11 protein-coding genes are annotated in these 18,482 nt (G+C 61.6%); 3 read left to right on the forward strand and 8 right to left on the reverse strand.

Annotation, left to right across the window (positions count from 1 at the left end):
* Positions 1-29: 29 nt before the first annotated feature.
* The 7 genes from Q6D67_RS02185 to Q6D67_RS02215 form a co-directional block, all read right to left on the reverse strand.
* A complete protein-coding gene (locus Q6D67_RS02185; RefSeq protein ID WP_304703885.1) occupies positions 30-1,943 on the reverse strand; it encodes a calcium-binding protein in 1,914 nt (637 codons plus the stop codon).
* A 48-nt stretch (positions 1,944-1,991) separates the two neighbouring features.
* Entirely contained in the window at positions 1,992-4,532 is a 2,541-nt protein-coding gene (locus tag Q6D67_RS02190; protein ID WP_304703886.1) for an Ig-like domain-containing protein, read from the reverse strand.
* A 335-nt stretch (positions 4,533-4,867) separates the two neighbouring features.
* Positions 4,868-5,983 (reverse strand): PilT/PilU family type 4a pilus ATPase, encoded by a 1,116-nt coding sequence (locus tag Q6D67_RS02195; protein WP_304703887.1) that lies wholly within the window; start codon positions 5,981-5,983, stop codon positions 4,868-4,870.
* A gap of 62 nt (positions 5,984-6,045) precedes the next feature.
* On the reverse strand, positions 6,046-8,106 hold the full coding sequence (locus Q6D67_RS02200; RefSeq protein WP_304703888.1) for an SDR family oxidoreductase: 2,061 nt from the start codon (positions 8,104-8,106) through the stop codon (positions 6,046-6,048).
* Positions 8,107-8,208: 102 nt separating this feature from the next.
* Positions 8,209-9,963: a SulP family inorganic anion transporter gene (locus Q6D67_RS02205; RefSeq protein WP_304703889.1), complete on the reverse strand. Its 1,755-nt coding sequence runs from the start codon at positions 9,961-9,963 to the stop codon at positions 8,209-8,211.
* Between the two features lie 4 nt (positions 9,964-9,967).
* Positions 9,968-11,641 (reverse strand): bifunctional protein tyrosine phosphatase family protein/NAD(P)/FAD-dependent oxidoreductase, encoded by a 1,674-nt coding sequence (locus Q6D67_RS02210; protein ID WP_304703890.1) that lies wholly within the window; start codon positions 11,639-11,641, stop codon positions 9,968-9,970.
* Positions 11,642-11,683: 42 nt separating this feature from the next.
* Complete coding sequence (locus Q6D67_RS02215) at positions 11,684-12,580, reverse strand: MBL fold metallo-hydrolase (protein WP_304703891.1); 897 nt, start codon at positions 12,578-12,580, stop codon at positions 11,684-11,686.
* A gap of 234 nt (positions 12,581-12,814) precedes the next feature.
* On the opposite strand from Q6D67_RS02215, the gene Q6D67_RS02220 reads away from it, so the two are divergent.
* From Q6D67_RS02220 to Q6D67_RS02230, 3 genes are all read left to right on the forward strand, one after another.
* A complete protein-coding gene (locus tag Q6D67_RS02220) occupies positions 12,815-14,155 on the forward strand; it encodes a sigma-54-dependent Fis family transcriptional regulator (protein ID WP_304703892.1) in 1,341 nt (446 codons plus the stop codon).
* 92 nt (positions 14,156-14,247) lie between these two features.
* Positions 14,248-15,888, forward strand: coding sequence for an acetolactate synthase large subunit (locus Q6D67_RS02225; protein ID WP_304703893.1), 1,641 nt, complete (start codon positions 14,248-14,250; stop codon positions 15,886-15,888).
* A gap of 187 nt (positions 15,889-16,075) precedes the next feature.
* Complete coding sequence (locus tag Q6D67_RS02230; RefSeq protein WP_304703894.1) at positions 16,076-16,591, forward strand: fasciclin domain-containing protein; 516 nt, start codon at positions 16,076-16,078, stop codon at positions 16,589-16,591.
* Between the two features lie 46 nt (positions 16,592-16,637).
* On the opposite strand, the gene Q6D67_RS02235 is transcribed toward Q6D67_RS02230, so the two are convergent.
* Entirely contained in the window at positions 16,638-18,425 is a 1,788-nt protein-coding gene (locus tag Q6D67_RS02235) for a DUF885 family protein (RefSeq protein WP_304703895.1), read from the reverse strand.
* Positions 18,426-18,482 lie beyond the last annotated feature (57 nt).

The raw sequence follows: 18,482 nt of genomic DNA on the forward strand, positions 1-18,482 counted from the left end.
CGGAGTCAGGCCCCGCAAGGCAAGGTACCTCACCCTGGCTGCTGTGAGAGATCAATAAACTCATCGTTCAACCAGAAGTCATATTGGCTTTCTTCAAAGATGAAGATCCCCGTGCCACCATCAGCTGCGAGCGGATTATACAGGTCGGTGACATCGTTGAGTCCGAGGCTGCCAGCGAAGTCAAGCCGGACGAAAAACGCCATGTCAGTGTCCAGATCAAATCCACCATTGCGGTCGGCATCGATGTAGGCAATAAACTCCTCGCCGTCGATGTTTGAATACTCGACATGCATCGCGCGGTAAACCAGGTTGTCGGGGTCGCTGTTGTCGAGAAAGAAATCACTGGTGTCCTCCTGCGACGGTTCAGCAGCCAATAGTCGATCCAGGAGATAGCTAGAGTCCATACTGGTGAAAAGGATCTCCTCCACCGCGACCTCGGTACCCGCTACCGTTGTGCCCACGCCCTCGGCGTCGACAATTTCACGGGTATCTGGACCACCGTCACCGACGACAAAATCAGTGAGGCCCAGGGCGGTGAGATCGAACTTGTCCTGGCCGCCGATCGGCCCCTCGGCAGGTTTATTGCCAAAGATAACCGGCTGCAGTCGAAGGTTCTCAAATATGTCGTAGGTCCCGCTCTGTGACTGGTCTGCTGAGCGGTACACTAGTTCATAGGCACCATCAAAGAAACTGTCCTGATTTAAAATGAAAACTGGTTGATCGAGATATTGCCGGTCGGTAATCACCGCCGTCGACTGCTCAACCGTGAATACAACGCTACCGACGCCCATTGCACCGCCGACATCTTCAATGCTGAAGAATTCCTGATCGCTGCCAAAGGACATGGAGGCTTCGAGCAGCGGTTCCCCCTGATTACCTGTCTGCTGCCCTACCCCCAGACTCAGAGATCCAGACTGTGGGTCCAGCATGATGTCGTCGAGCGAAAACGCCAGCAGGTCCTCTCCCACTGTAAAGTCGGTGATGACATTGGTACCGTTCTCACCGTCGGAAACCCCAAACCCGGTATTGACGCTGGGAACACCCTCCTCGCCAACGCCTATTTCGTAGTCATTGGCGAAGACAAAGCGGTCTCCGTCGGCGCCGCCAGTCAATTCATGATTGCCGCTGCTGCCAAATAGCAGGTCGTTGCCGGCCCCGCCGTCGAGCGTGCTGGTCCCAAAGTTAGAGCTTTCACCGCCGTAGAGGATGTCATTGCCCGCGCCGCTTGCCAGGATATCGTCCCCGAATCCACCAAATATGGCATCACGGCCGGAGCCACCGGTTACACGCGCGTTGTCAAAACCCCCGAGGAAGGAATTGGTACCTTCGCCCAGAATGTAAGTGTTGCTTCCATAGTAAGACAGACTCTGAAATCCCGGATTGCCTCTGATGGCGGAGTCGCCATCATTGCCAATGACCGTGAAGCCTGAGAATGGAGCACTTTCAATACTGTCTCCGAACGCTACTGCTTCGAGCTGCACGTCCAGAGATTTGGCGCCAATTCCAGAATAATCGAACACACGCACGGTGCTGTCGAAGGTCAGGATCTCTTCCACCGAGTTCATAACCGTTCCATCGGAAATGGAAAACCAGGGAAATCCGAAAAACGCCACAGTCTCGGGAGTGAAGGCAAGGGTTTCAAAACCTGAGATGGCCGCAGGAGCGTCCTGTTGCAAACTTACCGAGAAGGTATCAAAGGCACCGATGGTAATGCGACTACCAGGCAGGCCCAGGCCGAGGACGGTGAGCCCGCCAGCGCCCACCTGGGGATCAAAGTTTGGCAGCCCTTGCTGTGTGACACCGGACACATCCAGACTGTCGATCTGGTAGCTCTGGCCCAGCAGTGCGGTCAGGGACGCCGAGAGCGCCGCCAGATCCAGGTTCTCGGTAATGCTCAGACCTACCGAGCCAAAGGCGGATTCAGAGAGCTTTAACGATGCCATATGTCTGTCCTGTCAATACTGTTGTTGATCGGGTAGCCGTCAGTCGCGTCAGAACGACATTTCCCAGCGCATGCCGAGCGAAACAATTTCCCCGCTCAAGTTTTCATAACTGCCCAGCGCCTGGTACGACACAAATGCGCTGACGCCGTAGGCAAACTGCGCTGCGACGCCCGCGCCATAGATGAAGTAGCTGCTGTCCGGATCATCGACGTCAATCAGCAGCGACTCTTCAGCTGCGGCGAAAGGATCGTTGGCGAAGCGGTAGCGTACGCCGTCGGCGCTGTCTTCGAATTCGCTGGTGTACTCCAGTCGCACATAGGGTGTTACTACGCCCCAGGAGGGCAAGAGCGTATAGCTGAGTTGACCGCTGGCAGTCAGACTCATGGATTCAAAGCCCTGTTTGTCGACCACGAGATCCAGACCACCGGCGCCGGTCTCGGTAAAGCCGTCGAATTCGCCGTCGAGATAGAAGAACCTCACCAGGGGGTCAAACTTGAATCCGCTGAAGTCCAGCGAATGGCCCACGTTAAGGCTGATGTAGTACTCGTTGCCATCGGTGGAGGCCTGCGCACGGCGGTTCACGCTGCCGCCGAAATCCTGGTAGACAATATTGCGTTCGGTTTCGACGTCAGACCAACCGTAGCTAGCCACTGCATCCATAAAACTGGCGCCGCGATAAACACTGCCGTAGAAGGCCAAAGCGTAATTGTCGGTGTCGGTGGAGGCGGCGTTAGCGTCAAAATCAACCTCGGTCTTGCCGACCGACAGCGACGTTCCCACAAACAGATTGTCATTGATCCGGTAATCGAGGCCACCAGTCAGGGTCTGGGCGTCGAAGTCGAAACCGGACTCCAGGCCGGTACGATCCTGCTCGCCGAAGCTGAGGTCACCGCGGACCCAGAGGCCCGCGCGACTGCCCGCCAGCAACTCGCCTTCGCCCTCGCTGTCACCGCTGGCGCCCATGCCCAGGGCCTTGCGGGACTCTTCCAGGGCGGCGTCGAGCTGGTCACCGGATACTACCGTATCGCCGTATCTGAGATTCAGCCCGGCCAGGCTGAGCCCTTTGGAACCGCCCTCCCGGACCCGCGCCATGCGCGCCCCGATATTGCGGAAGCGGGAAAAGGAGAGCACGCGCACGGATTTGCCCATGGCCGCCAGCTCCTCCGGGGTCAGCGCTTGCAACGCCACCAGCGCCTGCTTGGCAGTGGTTCCCTGACTGCGCAGATTGGTACAGAGGTTGAGCAGGTCTTCCTGGTCGGCGTTGTCCGGCTCCAGGCGGGTACAAATACTGTCGATACGGCGCGACACGCGCAACTCGTTGGGCGATGCGCTGGCGATCACGGTAGTGCCGTCTGCATCCTGCTTGCCGGTCACCCCTTCCTCGCCCGCTGCATCGCCGTCTACGTTGAAGCCGACCGTGGCGACATTGGAATCGCGCCCCTGCTGGTCGCGAATCAGGTAGGTGAAGGAATCGCCGCCAGTGAAGCCGGCAAAGGGTCGGTATACATAGCTGCCGTCGGGGTTGATCTGCAGCGTACCACCCATCGGGTCGGTCACCTTCACCACCGTGAGGGTGTCGCGATTGAAAAACAGGTCGTTGTCGAGCACGTTGCCGGTATCGAAGTCATCGGCGAAGTCGTCATCCACCGCGACCGGCGGTGAGGAGGCCTCGGGGCTGATAACGAAGCGGACGCTCGCCACACTGCTCTGCAGTTCACCATCGGAAGCGCGGTAACTGAAGCTTACCTCGCCCACGAACCCGGGGGCGGGGCTGTAGCTGAAGCTGCCACTGGAGTTGAGAGTCAGCGTACCGTTGCCCGGAGCCTGCTCCAGCACTGCGCTGAGGGCGTCGCCATCGGGATCCGAGTCATTGGCGAGGACATTGGCATCGGCAAAGTCAGCGCCGAAATCGTCATCCACAGCATTGGGAGCGTTGTTGACTGGCTCCGGCACCAGCAGGGTTGCGGTGGCAACGTTGCTCAACGACTCAAAGTCACCCGCCCGATAGGTGAAACTGTCAGTGCCGAAGAAATCCTCGTCGGGGACGTAGACGAAGGTACCACTCTGATTCAGGGTGAGACTGCCATTCTGGGGGCCGGTCACCAGGCTGGCAGTAATCGGATCACCATCGGCATCGAAGTCATTGGACAGCACATTGCGGCCGGCATAATCGGCGCCAAAATTGTCATCCGCCGCAACCGGCGGGGTGTTGGTGGCCGGAATCGCGACCGTGCCGCAGCTCGGATCCACAGAGTTGTGGTAGGCGTTGGTGACGTTAATGATGGGCAGGCCGACAATATCGTCATTGGCGTCGAACAGGGCCAGGCGCACGTCCTGGTTGAGCGTCGCGGTATCTTCGTAGACATAGACCAGACAGGCGTTCTGGCCGGTGAAATCAACCACTACCGCGCCGGGGTCACCGGGCGCGACGTTTTCGGCTCCCAGTACCTCAACCCTGACAATGGATGGGTCCTGCAACGCCACGCTCTGGTCGCGGCCGACAGCGACCGGGGCGGCGCTGGCAAGAGAAGATAGCGTCAGGGCCGCCAGCCCTGCAGCGAATACCCTGGCGCGGTGACAAATATCCATATCCTGGCTTCCCCCAAACACCTCCCGGCACCCTGGTGCGGGCCATAGAGGTGGTATATCTATCTGTAATTATTTCTTATGACTGCCGTGTACACCGGAGCATACTACCGCGGGACAGCTTCGGAAGTATCGTCGCTGTAAGCGCAATCGTCAACGGACGCCGGGTGGTCGCTAAAAAAAGCGGCAGTGATGCCGCCGTATCTGCTAACGTTTTACCCTCTCTGCGCCGGAAACTCAAGCGACGCTCTCGGCCCGGCGCTCTGATCAGGTAACCAATGCAGCGGGAAGGCAGCGTCGACCGGAGCCGTGCCGACGCCGTACCCGACTATGGCCGGCTAGATCTTTTCCAGCTGCATATCATCCATGCCACCCAGGTCGCCGCTCTTGTTGACCCGGATGTGCAGGGACACATTGTTACGGGAGTCGGCGAACTCCACCGCCACCTCCGCACTGATGGTGCCCGCCTCGTACAGCGCGATCAGTGACTGATCGAACGTGTGCATGCCGTAACTGTGCCCGGCCTTGATCGCCTCGTGAATGTCCCCGAACTCGTGGCGCTCTATCAGGTCCTTGACCCGGGGCGTGTTGATCAGCACTTCGGTGGCAGCGGTTTTTTTTCCATCCAGGGTCGGCACCAGCCGCTGACAGACAATCGCCCGCAAGTTGTCGGCAATGCGTGGCAGCTCCTGGTTGTAGTTCTCTATCGCAAAGAAGCTGATCATGCGCTCGATCGCCGAAACCGAATTATTCGAGTGCAGAGTGCTCAGGCACAAGTGGCCGGTGTTGGCAAACTTGAGGGCGTACTCCATGCTCTCGGTGTCGCGGATTTCCCCGACCAGGATTACGTTCGGGGCCTCGCGCATTGCCGAGCGCATGCCGGTGCTGAAGGATTCGGTATCCACCCCTATCTCGCGCTGCGCCACCACCGACTTCTTGTGCTTGTGCAGATATTCGATCGGCTCCTCCAGCGTCAGGATGTGGCCCGCGGCATTGCTGTTACGGTAGTCCACCATCGCTGCCAGGGTAGTGGACTTGCCACTGCCGGTGGCACCGACCACCAGCACCAGCCCGTTCTTCTGCATCACCAGGTCTTCCAGCACCTTGGGCAGAGACAGGCTGTCGATGGTCGGTATCTCACTGTGCACGTAGCGGAAAACCAGTGAAACTTCGCCGCGCTGGCGAAACGCATTGGCGCGGAAACGACCGACCTTCTGGATACTGACGCCGAAGTCCACCTCACCGTGTTCCTCGAAGTCCCTGATCTTGGCGTCGGTGGCCAGCGAGCGGAATATGCGCTCCACGTGCCCCGGTTCCAGTTCGTCTCCCATCCAGGCGAAACCGCCGGGACCCTTGAACAGAATCTTGGCCCCCGTGTGCAGGTACATGTCCTCACCGCCCTTGGTCACCATGACCGACAGGTAGGGCGCGATTTCGAGATCAGTTACTGCCATAGGTCACTCCTCCTGGAGGCGTTTATTCGGATACGGCGTCCAGCGCCGGCTGACTGCTGCTGTCACCAGTGGCCGCCACGCATCACCTGGGAAAACAACCTGCGCGCCAGGGCCAGGCGCGACGAGGGCAGGTTCGCAAGCTCCGCCGCGGTCTCAGCTTCGCTCAGCCCCCGGGCCGCGGGCGAGTCGGGAAACAGTTCGTAGGCCTGACTGAGGAAGGCCTCGGTGACACTGGGCAGGGTCGCCTGGGCCACCGCCCCCGCCACACCCAGCGAGGTTGAGACTTTCTTGGTCCGGGTCACGATGGCTTTCATCACCAGATCCCTGGCCTGCTCCGGAGAGAGAGTGGGAAAGGCCTTGTAAAGCCCGGTGGGGGCAATCATCGGCGTGCGCACCAGCGGCATGTGGATGGTGGTGAACTCAATATTGCAGTGTCTGAACTCCGGCGCCGCACACAGGCTGAATGCGTCCAGCGCCGCCTTGGAAGCCACGTAGGCAGAAAAGCGCGGCGGGCTGGTGAGCACACCGATCGAGGAGATGTTGATGATGTGCCCCTCATGGCGCGCCTCCATGCCCGGCAGAAAACCGGTAATCAACCTCAGCGCGCCGAAATAGTTGAGCTGCATGGTGCGCTCGAAATCGTGAAAGCGATCATAGCTGTAGCGCACTGAGCGGCGAATGGAGCGGCCGGCATTGTTGATCAGGATGTCCGCGCCACCGAGGTCGGCGGTGACGTCCTGCACCAGGCGGTCACAGGCCTCGAGATCGGAGACGTCGCAGGCGTAGGCCCGGGCAGTGCCGCCTGCCGCGGCTATCTCCGCCAGGGTGGCGTCCAGTTTCTCCACCGTGCGCGCCACCAGCACCACCTGCGCATCGGCCCGCGCCAGCCGCAGGGCGCATTCGTGGCCGATACCCGACGTGGCTCCGGTGACAACGACAACCTTGCCGCGCACGCGCCGGCGCAGGGCTGCCAGAGTGGGGCGACCCACCAGCCGATCAAACAGGCTATCAACCTCCGCTACAACGGAAGCCGAATCCTTGCGCAGGAAGTGCAGCCAGTAATCCCAGATCGCAGGGGCATACTCCTCGAAGGGCGGACAGATGATACCCGCAGGTTCCAGCAGGGCGCGGGTGCGGGTGGAGTCAAAATGGGTCGGATAATTGATATAAGAGACCACCTGCGGCGGTATACCCATGCGGCCGAGCAGGCGCTCGCCCAGCGTCTTCACCGGCTGCAGACGGCCAATGCCCTTGCCCGCCAGGCGTGTCGCGGCATCGACCAGGGATACGTCAACCGCGTGCAAACGGGGGCCGTGAGAGACCCGCATGAGGGTCTTGAGTACCTCGCCGACCCGAATACCGTCAGGATCGGTGAGAAAAAAACACTCGCGGTCGTGACCCGGCAGGTGTGCCAGATGATCCATGGCCTTGACCACATAGTCGACCGGCACGATATTGAGCAGGCCGGCCTTGTTCATCAGCAGCGGAAAGCCCTCCGGCACCACGCTGCTCAGATTGTGCAGGGTCTCGAAGAAATAATAGGGGCCGTCAATCTTGTCCATCTCGCCGGTACGCGAGTGGCCCACGACCATGCCGGGGCGGTAGATGCGCCATTTCATGCGCTTTTCCGCGCGCACGATACCTTCGGATTCGTGTTTGGTCTGGAAGTAGGGATGATCCAGCGCGCCGGCCTCCTCGAACATCTCCTCGGTAAAGGTACCCTCGTACAGCCCTGCTGCTGCGATCGAACTGACCTGGTGGAAACAACCGGCCTTCAGCGCCTTCGCCAACACGACTGCCTGCCGGGTCCCCTCGACATTGCTGCTGCGCTGGCTGGCGGCGCTGGCCTTCAGGTCGTAAATGGCAGCGAGATGGAAGAAGTGATCGATCTTGCCTGCATGCTGCCGTATCCAGGCGGGCTTCACGCCCAGCTTGGGCAGGCCAAGGTCGCCCTCCACCGCAATCACCTGTTGCCGGGTTGCCCCCCAAAGCTGCCTGAGGCCGTCGACCTTGGCCAGGGAACCGGACCGCACCAGCAGATAAACGCGCCCGCCCCTGTCCAGCAGCCTCGGCACCAGAAACCTGCCGATAAAGCCCGTGCCTCCGGTCACGAAGTAATTCATCTTGTTATCTCCGCTGCGTCAGTACCGGAACACATTACTGGCAAAGGCTCGGCTTGTCACCGCCGCGCGGGCACCAACGGCCAAGGACACTTCGCCGAGCCGTCAAATCACCCAGTTGTGGGGCTTGTTCTGGTGTGCCTCGTCCTCCACCGCCATCACGTGCTTGACCGCGTGGTGCTGGGACATGAACACCTTGCCGCTAAGCTCCTCCAGAAAATGGGTGTGCCGCAATACGTCCATCACCGGCCCCTTCACTTCCGACAGGTGCAGGGTGATATTGCGGTCCCGCAACTGGCGGTTGATGGATTCCAGCGCCTCCAGCGCGCTCAGGTCAATCTCGTTGACCGCGGTGCACATCAGGATCACGTGGCGGGCATCCGGCTGCTCGTCGAGCAGGGCGTAAAGGCGCGACTCGACGAAGCTGGCGTTGGCAAAGTACAGGCTTTCGTCGATACGCAGGGAGAGGATGTCACTGCGGGTAATAACCTCGTGGCGATCGACGTTGCGGTAGTGTTCGGTGCCCGGCACCTCGCCCACTACCGCCATGTGGGGCCGCGAGGTCTTGTACAGGTGCAGCGCCAGCGACGCCAGTACGCCGCAGGCCACGCCGGTCTCCACCCCGAGACCGAGAGTGACAAATATCGTGATCGCCACCGCCACGAAATCCGAGAGACCGTAGTCCCAGGTTCGCTTGAGGATCGAAAAGTCCACCAGCGACAGCACGGCAACAATGATGGTTGCCGCCAGGGTGGCGTTGGGCAGGTAGGCAAGGTACGGGGTGAAAAACAGGGCCGACAGGCCGATCCCCAGGGCGGTCAGAATACCGGACGCCGGGGTCGCGGCACCGGCGTCGAAGTTGACAATGGAGCGGGCAAAACCGCCGGTGACAGGATAGCCACCGGAAAAGGCCGCGGCCATGTTGGACGCCCCGAGACCGATCAGCTCCTGGTCCGGCATGATCCGCTGGCGCCGCCGGGCCGCCAGCGTATGCCCCACCGACACCGACTCGACAAAGCCGATAATGGAAATCAGCAGCGCCGATACCAGCAGCTCGCGCCAGGCCGGATGCACCAGCACCGGCATGGTAAAGTCCGGCAGACCGGCGGGAATGTGCCCGACCAGCGACACCCCGCGCGCGCCGAGATCAAGATAGTAGGCCGCGACGCTGGTGCCGATCACCGCGAACACCGGCCCGGTCCGGGTCAGCATGCCGGCCCAGTAGTCCGACAAACCCAGGCGCAGCAACAGGGGTTTCAGGCCGCTGCGCACCCACAGCAGGAACAGCAGCGTCGCCCCCCCGGTGACCAGGGTGGGAAGGTGGGAGTCGGCAACGGTGCCGCCAAGACTGGTGACCAGTTGCAACAGGTTATCCCCGCTCGCCTTGATACCGAGGATATGCCGCACCTGGCTGATCGCGATAATCACACCGGAAGCGGTTATGAAGCCGGCGATAACCGGGTGCGAAAGAAAGCTGGCGAGAAAGCCCAGGCGCAGGACGCCAAACACCAGCAGCATGCCGCCGGACATCAGGGACAGCAGGATCGCCGCTTCGATATAGGCGACGCTACCCGCGTCGGCAATCTGTGCCACGGCCGAAGCGGTCATCAGCGACACCACCGCCACCGGCCCCACCGACAGCGTGGTGCTGGTACCGAACACGGCGTACGCCACCAGCGGCAGCATGCTGGCGTACAGCCCCATCTCCGGCGGCAGACCCGCCAGCATGGCGTAGGCCAGGGACTGCGGAATGAGCATGACGGTCACAATCAACGCCGCGAGGCCATCGTCCATGAACGCGCCGCGGTTGTAGCGACGACCCCAGTCCAGTATCGGCAGGTAGCGCCTCAGCCTGTGCAAATACTCAACCCTCGCCAATTACCGGGCTTGCCAGCCACTCCTTGCCCCGCAACATCGCTTTCCAGTAGATCGGTGGCAGCATCCGCTCTTTCAAAAACCAGGCCGCGCGACTGGGGCGGGTTCCGTCTATGAGCCAGCGCGGCATACTCGGCAACAGCTTACCACCGTAGCCAAACTCCGCGAGCACGATTTTGCCGCGCTCTACCGTCAGCGGGCAGGAACCGTAGCCATTGTAATGTGCGACACCACGCACCCGGCCCATGTCGGCCAGCAGATTGTTGGCCACCACCGGGGCCTGCATCCGCGCGGCCGCCGCGGTCTTGGCATTGGGCGCGTTCATCACGTCCCCCAGGGCCCAGATATTCTCAAAGCGCTTGTGCCGCAGCGTGGCCTGGTCTACGTCTACCCAACCGTTCTCGTCCGCCAGCGGGCTGGCGCGTATGAAATCGGGCGCTGTCTGCGGCGGCACCACATGCAGCAGGTCGAAATAGCGGGAAACGCGCTCCACTTTGCCGTCGGCATCCGTGTGCTCGAACCAGACGGTGCGCTGCTCGCCGTCCACCCGGACCAGGCGCTGGTTGAAATTGAGCTGGACGCCGTAGGCCTCGACATACTTCATCAGCGCCGGCACATAGTCCTGCACCCCGAACAGCACCGCCCCGGCGCTATGGAAGTCGACCTCAATACTGTCCAGACATTTCTCCCGGCGCCAGTGGTCGGCGGAAAGGTACATGGCCTTCTGCGGCGCCCCGGCACACTTTATCGGCATCGGCGGCTGGGTGAACAGCGCCCGGCCACCGCGCAAATTGCGCACCAATTGCCAGGTATAGGGGGCAAGGTCGAAACGGTAATTGGAGGTGACCCCGTTGCGTCCCAGGGTATCGGTAAGGCCCTCAATGCCGTCCCAGTTCAGCTTGAGCCCGGCGGCTACAATCAGCCGCCGGTAGCGCAGGATCCGGCAGCCCTCGAGAATTACCGAGTGCCGCGCGGGATCAAAGGCGGCCACCGCGGCCTTGACCCAGTCGACACCCTTCGGAATAAGCGATGCCATCGTCTTTGCAGTTTGCGCCGGTTTGAAAATCCCCGCACCGACAAAGGTCCAGCCGGGCTGGTAGTAGTGAATGTCCGCCGGGTCGACAATGGCCACGCTCAGGCTCTTGTCCCTCGCCAGCAAGCTGGACGCCACTGCGATACCGCCGGCTCCGCCGCCCACGACCACCACGTCATATTCCGCCAGCACCATGCCGCCGTCCTTGACCCCGCTGCCCGCAACACGCGCAACAACGCCGGTCATGTCGTAGCCAGCCTCCCTGGCGCGACGGACAATTTCCGCGAGGCCCGGGCCGGCGCCGCCGCGGGACAGTGCCCAGAGGGTGGTCGAGCGCATCCCGGTGCGACAGTAGGCATGCACGGGGCCGGTTGCGTCTGCCAGCAGGCGACCAAATTCCGCAGCCTCCTCATCGCGCACATTGCCCGATGTCACCGGCAGGTAGTGTGCCTCGATCCCCACCGCTTCGGCCGCGCGCTTGATCTCGGCAAAGGCCGGCTGGTCCGCACCCTCGCCATCGGGCCGGTTACAGAGGATATGCCGAACCCCCTGGGCAGCGAGTGCCGGCATGTCGTCGCTGCCAACCTGGCCGGATACCGTCAGGTCGTCGTCCAGAACTCTGATTTGCATGTGATTTCCCTCGTTGAAAGGCCGGGTAGAAGTATTCCCGACTCAGAGCAGATTGACAGGCACCTTGAGATAGACAGTGCCATTGCCGTCCGCTTCGGGCAGATGCCCGGCGCGCATGTTGACCTGTAGCGATGGCAGGATAAGCCGGGGCATGTCCAGTGTGGCGTCACGCGCTTCGCGCATCGCTACAAATTCATCCTCGCTTGTCCCGTCGTGAACGTGGATGTTGCCTGCGCGCTCCGCCGCCACGGTAGTTTCGTACTCCACTTCGCGGCCGTTGGGCATGTAATCGTGACACATGAACAAGCGGACCTCTGCCGGTAGACGGAGGAGGCGCTGAATGGAACGGTACAGGACCCGCGCATCGCCACCGGGGAAGTCCGCTCGCGCGGTACCACCATCCGGCATGAACAGGGTATCGCCGACAAACACCGCATCCCCCATGACATGGCTCATGCAGGCGGGGGTATGGCCCGGGGTATGCATGGCGTGGCAGAGCATGCCACCCACCTGGTAGCTGTCGCCATCGGCGAACAGGCGGTCAAACTGGGAACCATCGCGGGCGAACCGGGTATCGGCGTTGAAGACCTTGCCGAAGACTTCCTGCACAGTCACGATCTGTTCGCCGATACCGATTGTGCCCCCGAGCGCCTCCTGGATGTAGGGCGCCGCGGACAGGTGATCGGCGTGGACATGGGTTTCGATAATCCATTCCAGCTGTAATTTCTGCTGGCGGATGTAGTCGATGATCTTGTCGGCCCCTGTGGTACCGAGGCGACCGGCGGCATAGTCGATGTCCAGCACCGAATCCACCACCGCACAGGACTGAGACCCCGGGTCGCGAACGACGTAGGAAAACGTGTTGGTGTCCTCATCAAAGAACGGCACTACCTCGGGCTTGCAGGTAAGGTCCAGCTCCCAGGTCTCTCTTGCTTGCATAACGGTCACCTCAATCAGGGTAAGGAAATGTCGCTGCTTGATCAGTCATGGCAGCGGGCTGTCGCTTTGCTTCATCTGAGCAAACCCCGTGCCATGCTGTGCCATTAGTAGTTGTGGGGACTATCGTTATGTTTTATATAGTATTTTTTGAGAGGGACGGCACAGGCTGTGCAGCGGGGCTGGCCGCCATCGACCGTTTGTGCCAAAATCGTCAAAATATTTGCCGAATCTGACATGTCACAGATAATTGCCAGCGACACCGACCCGCGCCTGGCCCACATGCTGGAGGGCCACGAGTGTCCGGCGATTCTGGTGGATATGGACTACCGCATACTCGCGGCCAACGACGCCTATCGCGACAGTTTCGGTGAAATCCCCGCGGACAGTGATGCGCACTGCTTCCAGGTGTCCCATGGCTATAGCGTTCCCTGCGACCAGGCGGGCGAAAGCTGCCCCCTGGCCGCGGCGCGGAACAGCGGCCAGAGAGAGCGCGTCCTGCACGTACACCTGACGGCGACCGGACGCCAGCACGTGGATGTGGAGATGCTGCCAATTCACGGCGCCGACGGCAAATTGCTCTACTTTGTCGAGTTGCTTAAACCCGTCTACCTCGCCAGCGCCGAGTTGAACACCCAGCAGATGGTCGGGCGCAGCGCCGCCTTCAATGAGTTGGTCAACCAACTCAACCTGGTCGCCCCGCATGACACCTCCGTGTTGCTGCTGGGGGAGTCGGGCACCGGCAAGGAACTCGCCGCGCAGGCTATCCACCGCGCCAGCCAACGCCGGGACCAGGCTTTGGTTACGGTGGAATGTGCCGGCCTCTCGGACACCCTGTTTGAGAGCGAGCTGTTTGGCCACACCAAGGGTGCATTCACCGGCGCCACCCAGAACAAACCCGGCCTGCTGGAAGCAGCCCACCAGGGCACCCTGTTTCTGGATGAAATCGGTGATGTGCCGCTGGGAATGCAGGTCAAGCTGCTGCGCCTGCTGGAAACCGGGGCCTATCGGGCCGTGGGCAGCACCCAGCTGCGCAGCGCGGAGTTCCGGCTCATCTGCGCTACCCACAAGGACCTGCCGGCGATGGTCGAACGCGGTGAATTCCGCCGCGATCTGTACTATCGGATCAATGCCTTCCCCGTGCATCTGCCTGCACTGCGCGAACGACGCGATGATCTGCCGCTGCTGGCCCGTTCAATACTTGGCAAGCTGGCGGGGGAAAAGCGCTTTCACCTCACCGATTCCGCCATTCGACGGCTCAGCCGGGAATCTTTTCCCGGCAACATCCGCGAACTGCGCAACATCCTCGAACGCGCGATCATCTTCGCCCACAGCAATATCCTTGATGCCCGGGTTCTCGAGCGCTGCCTGACGCTACCGATCCCGGCGACTGCTGCGGAGAGCGCCGCCGCGCCTGACCGGCAAGCGGCATGGACGAACCTCAAAACCCGGGAGCTACAGTACCTGCTGGATCTTCTGCGGCATTGCGGCGGCGACAAGGAGCAGGCTGCCGCCATCGCCGGCATCAGCCTGAGATCTCTGTACCGCAAGCTCGGCGCGGGGAATGGGACGCAGTAACATGCGCGAGCGCTGAACTGGTGCTATTGTGCGACCTGATTCCTGAACACCGCACCGGGTGCAGGGCAAGTCCACGCGAGGGGAAAAGAAAAATGAAAGCATCGGACCTGATGATCAAGGCGCTTGAAGCGGAGGGAGTGGAGTACATTTTCGGTATCCCGGGGGAAGAGAATCTCGACCTGCTGGAGTCGCTGCGAGAGTCCTCTATCAAGCTCATCCTGACCCGTCACGAACAGGGCGCGGGATTCATGGCCGCCACCTATGGCCGCCTCACGGGCAAGGTAGGTGTCTGCCTGTCCACCCTTGGGCCCGGCGCTACCAACCTCGTCACCCCCGCCGCCTACGCCCAGCTGGGCGCCATGCCGATGCTGATGATCACCGGCCAGAAGCCGATCAAGACCAGCAAACAGGGCCGTTTCCAGGTCATCGACGCGGTGGACATGATGCGGCCCATCACCAAGTTCACTACCCAGATCGTCAGCGGCGACCGCATTCCCTCCGTTGTGCGCGAAGCATTCCGGCTGGCGTCGGAGGAGCGCCCCGGCGCGGCACACATTGAACTGCCGGAAGACATTGCTGCAGAGGAAACCAGCGCCCCACTGATTCCGGCCAGTACCGTGCGCCGGCCAATCGCCGAGTACAAGGCGATCAACGCCGCCGTGGCCATGATCGAGCAGGCAAAAAGCCCGGTGCTGGTGATCGGTGCCGGTGCCAACCGCAAGCTTACCTGCAAGATGCTGCGTGAGTTTGTCGACCAGACCGGCATCCCCTTCATCACCACCCAGATGGGCAAGGGTGTGCTGGACGAACACGGCGAGCTTTTTCTGGGCAGTACCGCGCTCTCGGACAACGACTTTATCCACCGGGCGCTGGCCAAAGCGGACCTGATCCTCAACGTTGGCCACGATGTGGTGGAAAAGCCGCCCTTCTTCATGCGCCCGGGCGGCGCCAAGGTCGTGCACATCAACTTCCAGTCGGCGGCGGTAGACCCGGTTTACTTCCCCCAGCTTGAAGTGGTCGGCGATATTGCCAACAGCATCTGGCAGCTGAAGGAAAAGGTCACCGTGCAGTCGCAGTGGGATTTCGACTTTTTCCGCGAAGTACACGCGGCCTACCTGACCCACCGTCGCGAACTGGAAGACGACGATCGCTTCCCGATACTGCCTGAACGCTTCGTAAAAGACGTGCGCGGCGCCCTGCCCGGGGACGGTATCGTGACCCTGGACAACGGGGTCTACAAAATCTGGTTTGCGCGCAACTATCCGGCGGCCTATCCCAACTCCCTGCTGCTGGACAACGCCCTGGCCACCATGGGCGCCGGCCTGCCCTCGGCGATGGCGGCGAAGATGGTCTACCCAGAGCGCGCGGTCATCGCGGTCTGCGGCGACGGCGGCTTCATGATGAACAGCCAGGAGATGGAGACCGCCGTCCGCCTCAAGCTGCACATCGTGGTGATCGTCCTGCGCGACGACGCCTACGGCATGATCAAGTGGAAGCAGGCGAACATGAATTTCGCCAATTTCGGGCTCGACTACGGCAACCCTGATTTCGTCGCCTATGCCGAGTCCTATGGCGCCAAAGGCTGGCGTGTGGGCGCTACCGAGGAGCTGCAGCCCAGAATCAGGGCCTGCCTCGAAGAGCCCGCCGTGCACCTGATCGATGTTCCGGTGGACTACAGCCTCAACGACCAGACCCTGAACGTTACCATCCGCGAGCGCAGCAAGGCCATCTGAGCCACAGCCGGCGCCCGGCCTCCAGCGCCGGGCGCTTCCCCGCTATCCCCAACCGATCAGTCCGCGGCAGCTGCAGGCGCAGGTGGGCACAACCGCGACAGCGGCAGTCCACCCCGCATCCACACCCGTAATTTCAATGTGCAGATCCTGCTGCACGCCGACTCCACTCTTATCAAAGGATTCAACCATGATTACTGCAACCCGCTTTCTGTCAATCTTTGCCGTTTGCGCCAGCCTCCTCGGCGCCGGGGCCGCCAGCGCAGACCACCACAACGAAGGTGAAATGAAGAAGCCCAACATTGTCGAGGTAGCAGCCGGCAATGACGATTTCTCCACCCTGGTCGCCGCCGTCCAGGCAGCGGGACTCGCTGATGTGCTGTCCGGCAAAGGCCCCTTCACCGTCTTCGCGCCTACCAACGCAGCTTTTGCCAAACTGCCCGCGGGCACGGTAGAAAGCCTGCTCGAGCCTGCCAACAAGCAGAAGCTCGTGGACATCCTCACCTACCACGTCGTGGCAGGCAAGGTGTACGCCAAGGACGTGGTAGAGCTGACTGAAGCCACTACGGTCAACGGTGCCAACGTCAGCATCACGGTGACCGATGCGGGCGTGCAAATTGACAATGCCACCGTAGTGACCACAGATATCGAAGCCTCCAACGGCATCATCCACGTCATCGACACCGTCATCCTGCCAGGCGCCTGAACCTGACCGAGCTTGCAAGGGCGGCCTTCGGGCCGCCTTTTTTATCTCAAAGATTCATGCCCGCATAGGGGTTGGGACCACCCTCGGCAATCCACTTGTCCAACTGCTGTTCAAGTACTGGCAGAGGTACAGACCGCAGGCCCAGGATCACGTCGTGGAAATAGCGCTTGTCAAAGGCTTCGCCCAACGCCGTTTCGGCTTCCGCCCGTTTGCGCCGGATCAGCATCTCACCGAGTTTGTAAGCCAGCGCCTGGCCGGGCCAGGAAATATAGCGATCAATTTCCGTGGTCAACTCGTGCTCGGACAGCGCGGTGTTATCGCGCAAGTAGGCCTGCGCCTGCTCCCGGGTCCAGCCGTAATGGTGCAGGCCGGTATCGATGACCAGCCGGGCCGCGCGCCACATCTCATAGGACAGCCGCCCGAAATGTTCATAGGGCGTATCGTAGACCCCCATCTCCACACCCAGCCATTCCGTGTACAGCCCCCAGCCCTCACCGTAACCGGAAAAATAATTGTTGGCCCGAAACTCGGGAATGTCACCCGGCGCCTCCTGGGCGATGGCGGCCTGCAGGGAGTGACCCGGCGCGCATTCATGCAGGGTCAGCGCGGTGAGGGTATACAGGGGCCGGGACGGCAGGTCCCAGGTATTGAACAGGCAGCTGTCCAGCCCGCCGCGACCACCGGTGTAGAACGGCGCCACCGCATCGGGCACCGGCAGGATGGTAAAGCGGCGTCGCGGCAGGAACCCCAGGTTCTCCGCCAGCTTCCCGTCCACCCGCTTGGCGACCCAGGCGGTAAAAGACAGCAGCTCGCGCGGGGTTTTGGCGTAGAACTGGGGATCGGTGCGCAGGAATTCGAGGAAGGCGGGCAAATCGCCTGCAAATCCCGCCGCCTCGCGGGTGGCTTCCATCTCGGTCCGGATACGCGCAATCTCCCGCAGGCCAACGGCGTGGATCTCCTCTGCTGTGAGGTCAAGGGTAGTGAAGGAACGGATCTGTGCCCGATAAAACTCAGGGCCGTCGGGAAGGTCGCGAGCGGCCAGGGCTTCCCTGGTCCGGGGCAGGTATTCCTCGCGCATGAATTGCAACAGCTCCGCGTAGGCAGGCACCACCGCCTCATCGATGACCGCGCGCAGCGACGAGCGCAACTCCGCCTGTCGATCCGCGGGAATGGACGCCGGCAGCGACCGCATCGGCGACCAGAACGGATTGTCTTCCCCCGACTCCAGATAGGGCTCAATCGAATTCTCACGTCCCAGCAGAGTGATTCGCGGCACACTATAGCCGCGGCCCAGGCCCGCCTGCATATTGGCCTGATGTTCCGCAAAATACCGGGGCAGCTCGCGCAGACGGGCAAGGTAATCGCGATACGCCTCTTCGCTGTCGAAGCCACCCAGCCGCGGGTACAAACCGGTCCAGAAGAAGGTGTCGGAATTCAGCGGTGCCTCATAGGTCCGATAGCGAACCTCGTCGGCCAGGGTGGTCACGATCTGCCTGAATACGGCTGCGTTGATCGCAGCCTCCGGGCTCAGCTCTGCCGTGGGGATTGCCGCCAGCTCCGCCAGGCTGCGCTCCCAGCGGGCGAGCCGCCGTGCCTGGGTATCGGCATCCACCCGCGGCAGGTAGGCGCCGGCGCGCCAGCCGCCCTTGCCGTCGCGCACCTGCCCCATTTCCTGCTGCCGCCACGCGTATTCGGCCTCGTAAAGTTGCTGCAGACGCTGGTCCGCGGCGGCGCCGTGCGCGGCTGCGGCCTGCGCGGCTGCCTGAGCAGAGTGGGCACTGGCAACTGCCAGCACAAGGGCAGTGCCCAGAAGGACCGCGCGACTAATCTTCATCGGCAAACAGGTACTCCAGCGGTTATTGCGACAGCAAGAAAGAAACCCGCATGTTTG

The sequence above is a fragment of the Haliea sp. E1-2-M8 genome, assembly GCF_030649675.1.
Lineage (GTDB): Bacteria > Pseudomonadota > Gammaproteobacteria > Pseudomonadales > Halieaceae > Haliea.

What these genes read in the sequence shown, in the direction of transcription:
- Q6D67_RS02235 (WP_304703895.1), bottom strand. Translation starts at nt 18,425, where the DNA reads ATGAAGATTAGTCGCGCGGTCCTTCTGGGCACTGCCCTTGTGCTGGCA.
- Q6D67_RS02230 (WP_304703894.1), top strand. Translation starts at nt 16,076, where the DNA reads ATGATTACTGCAACCCGCTTTCTGTCAATCTTTGCCGTTTGCGCCAGC.
- Q6D67_RS02195 (WP_304703887.1), bottom strand. Translation starts at nt 5,983, where the DNA reads ATGGCAGTAACTGATCTCGAAATCGCGCCCTACCTGTCGGTCATGGTG.
- Q6D67_RS02220 (WP_304703892.1), top strand. Translation starts at nt 12,815, where the DNA reads ATGTCACAGATAATTGCCAGCGACACCGACCCGCGCCTGGCCCACATG.
- Q6D67_RS02185 (WP_304703885.1), bottom strand. Translation starts at nt 1,943, where the DNA reads ATGGCATCGTTAAAGCTCTCTGAATCCGCCTTTGGCTCGGTAGGTCTG.
- Q6D67_RS02225 (WP_304703893.1), top strand. Translation starts at nt 14,248, where the DNA reads ATGAAAGCATCGGACCTGATGATCAAGGCGCTTGAAGCGGAGGGAGTG.
- Q6D67_RS02190 (WP_304703886.1), bottom strand. Translation starts at nt 4,532, where the DNA reads ATGGATATTTGTCACCGCGCCAGGGTATTCGCTGCAGGGCTGGCGGCC.
- Q6D67_RS02215 (WP_304703891.1), bottom strand. Translation starts at nt 12,580, where the DNA reads ATGCAAGCAAGAGAGACCTGGGAGCTGGACCTTACCTGCAAGCCCGAG.
- Q6D67_RS02210 (WP_304703890.1), bottom strand. Translation starts at nt 11,641, where the DNA reads ATGCAAATCAGAGTTCTGGACGACGACCTGACGGTATCCGGCCAGGTT.
- Q6D67_RS02200 (WP_304703888.1), bottom strand. Translation starts at nt 8,106, where the DNA reads ATGAATTACTTCGTGACCGGAGGCACGGGCTTTATCGGCAGGTTTCTG.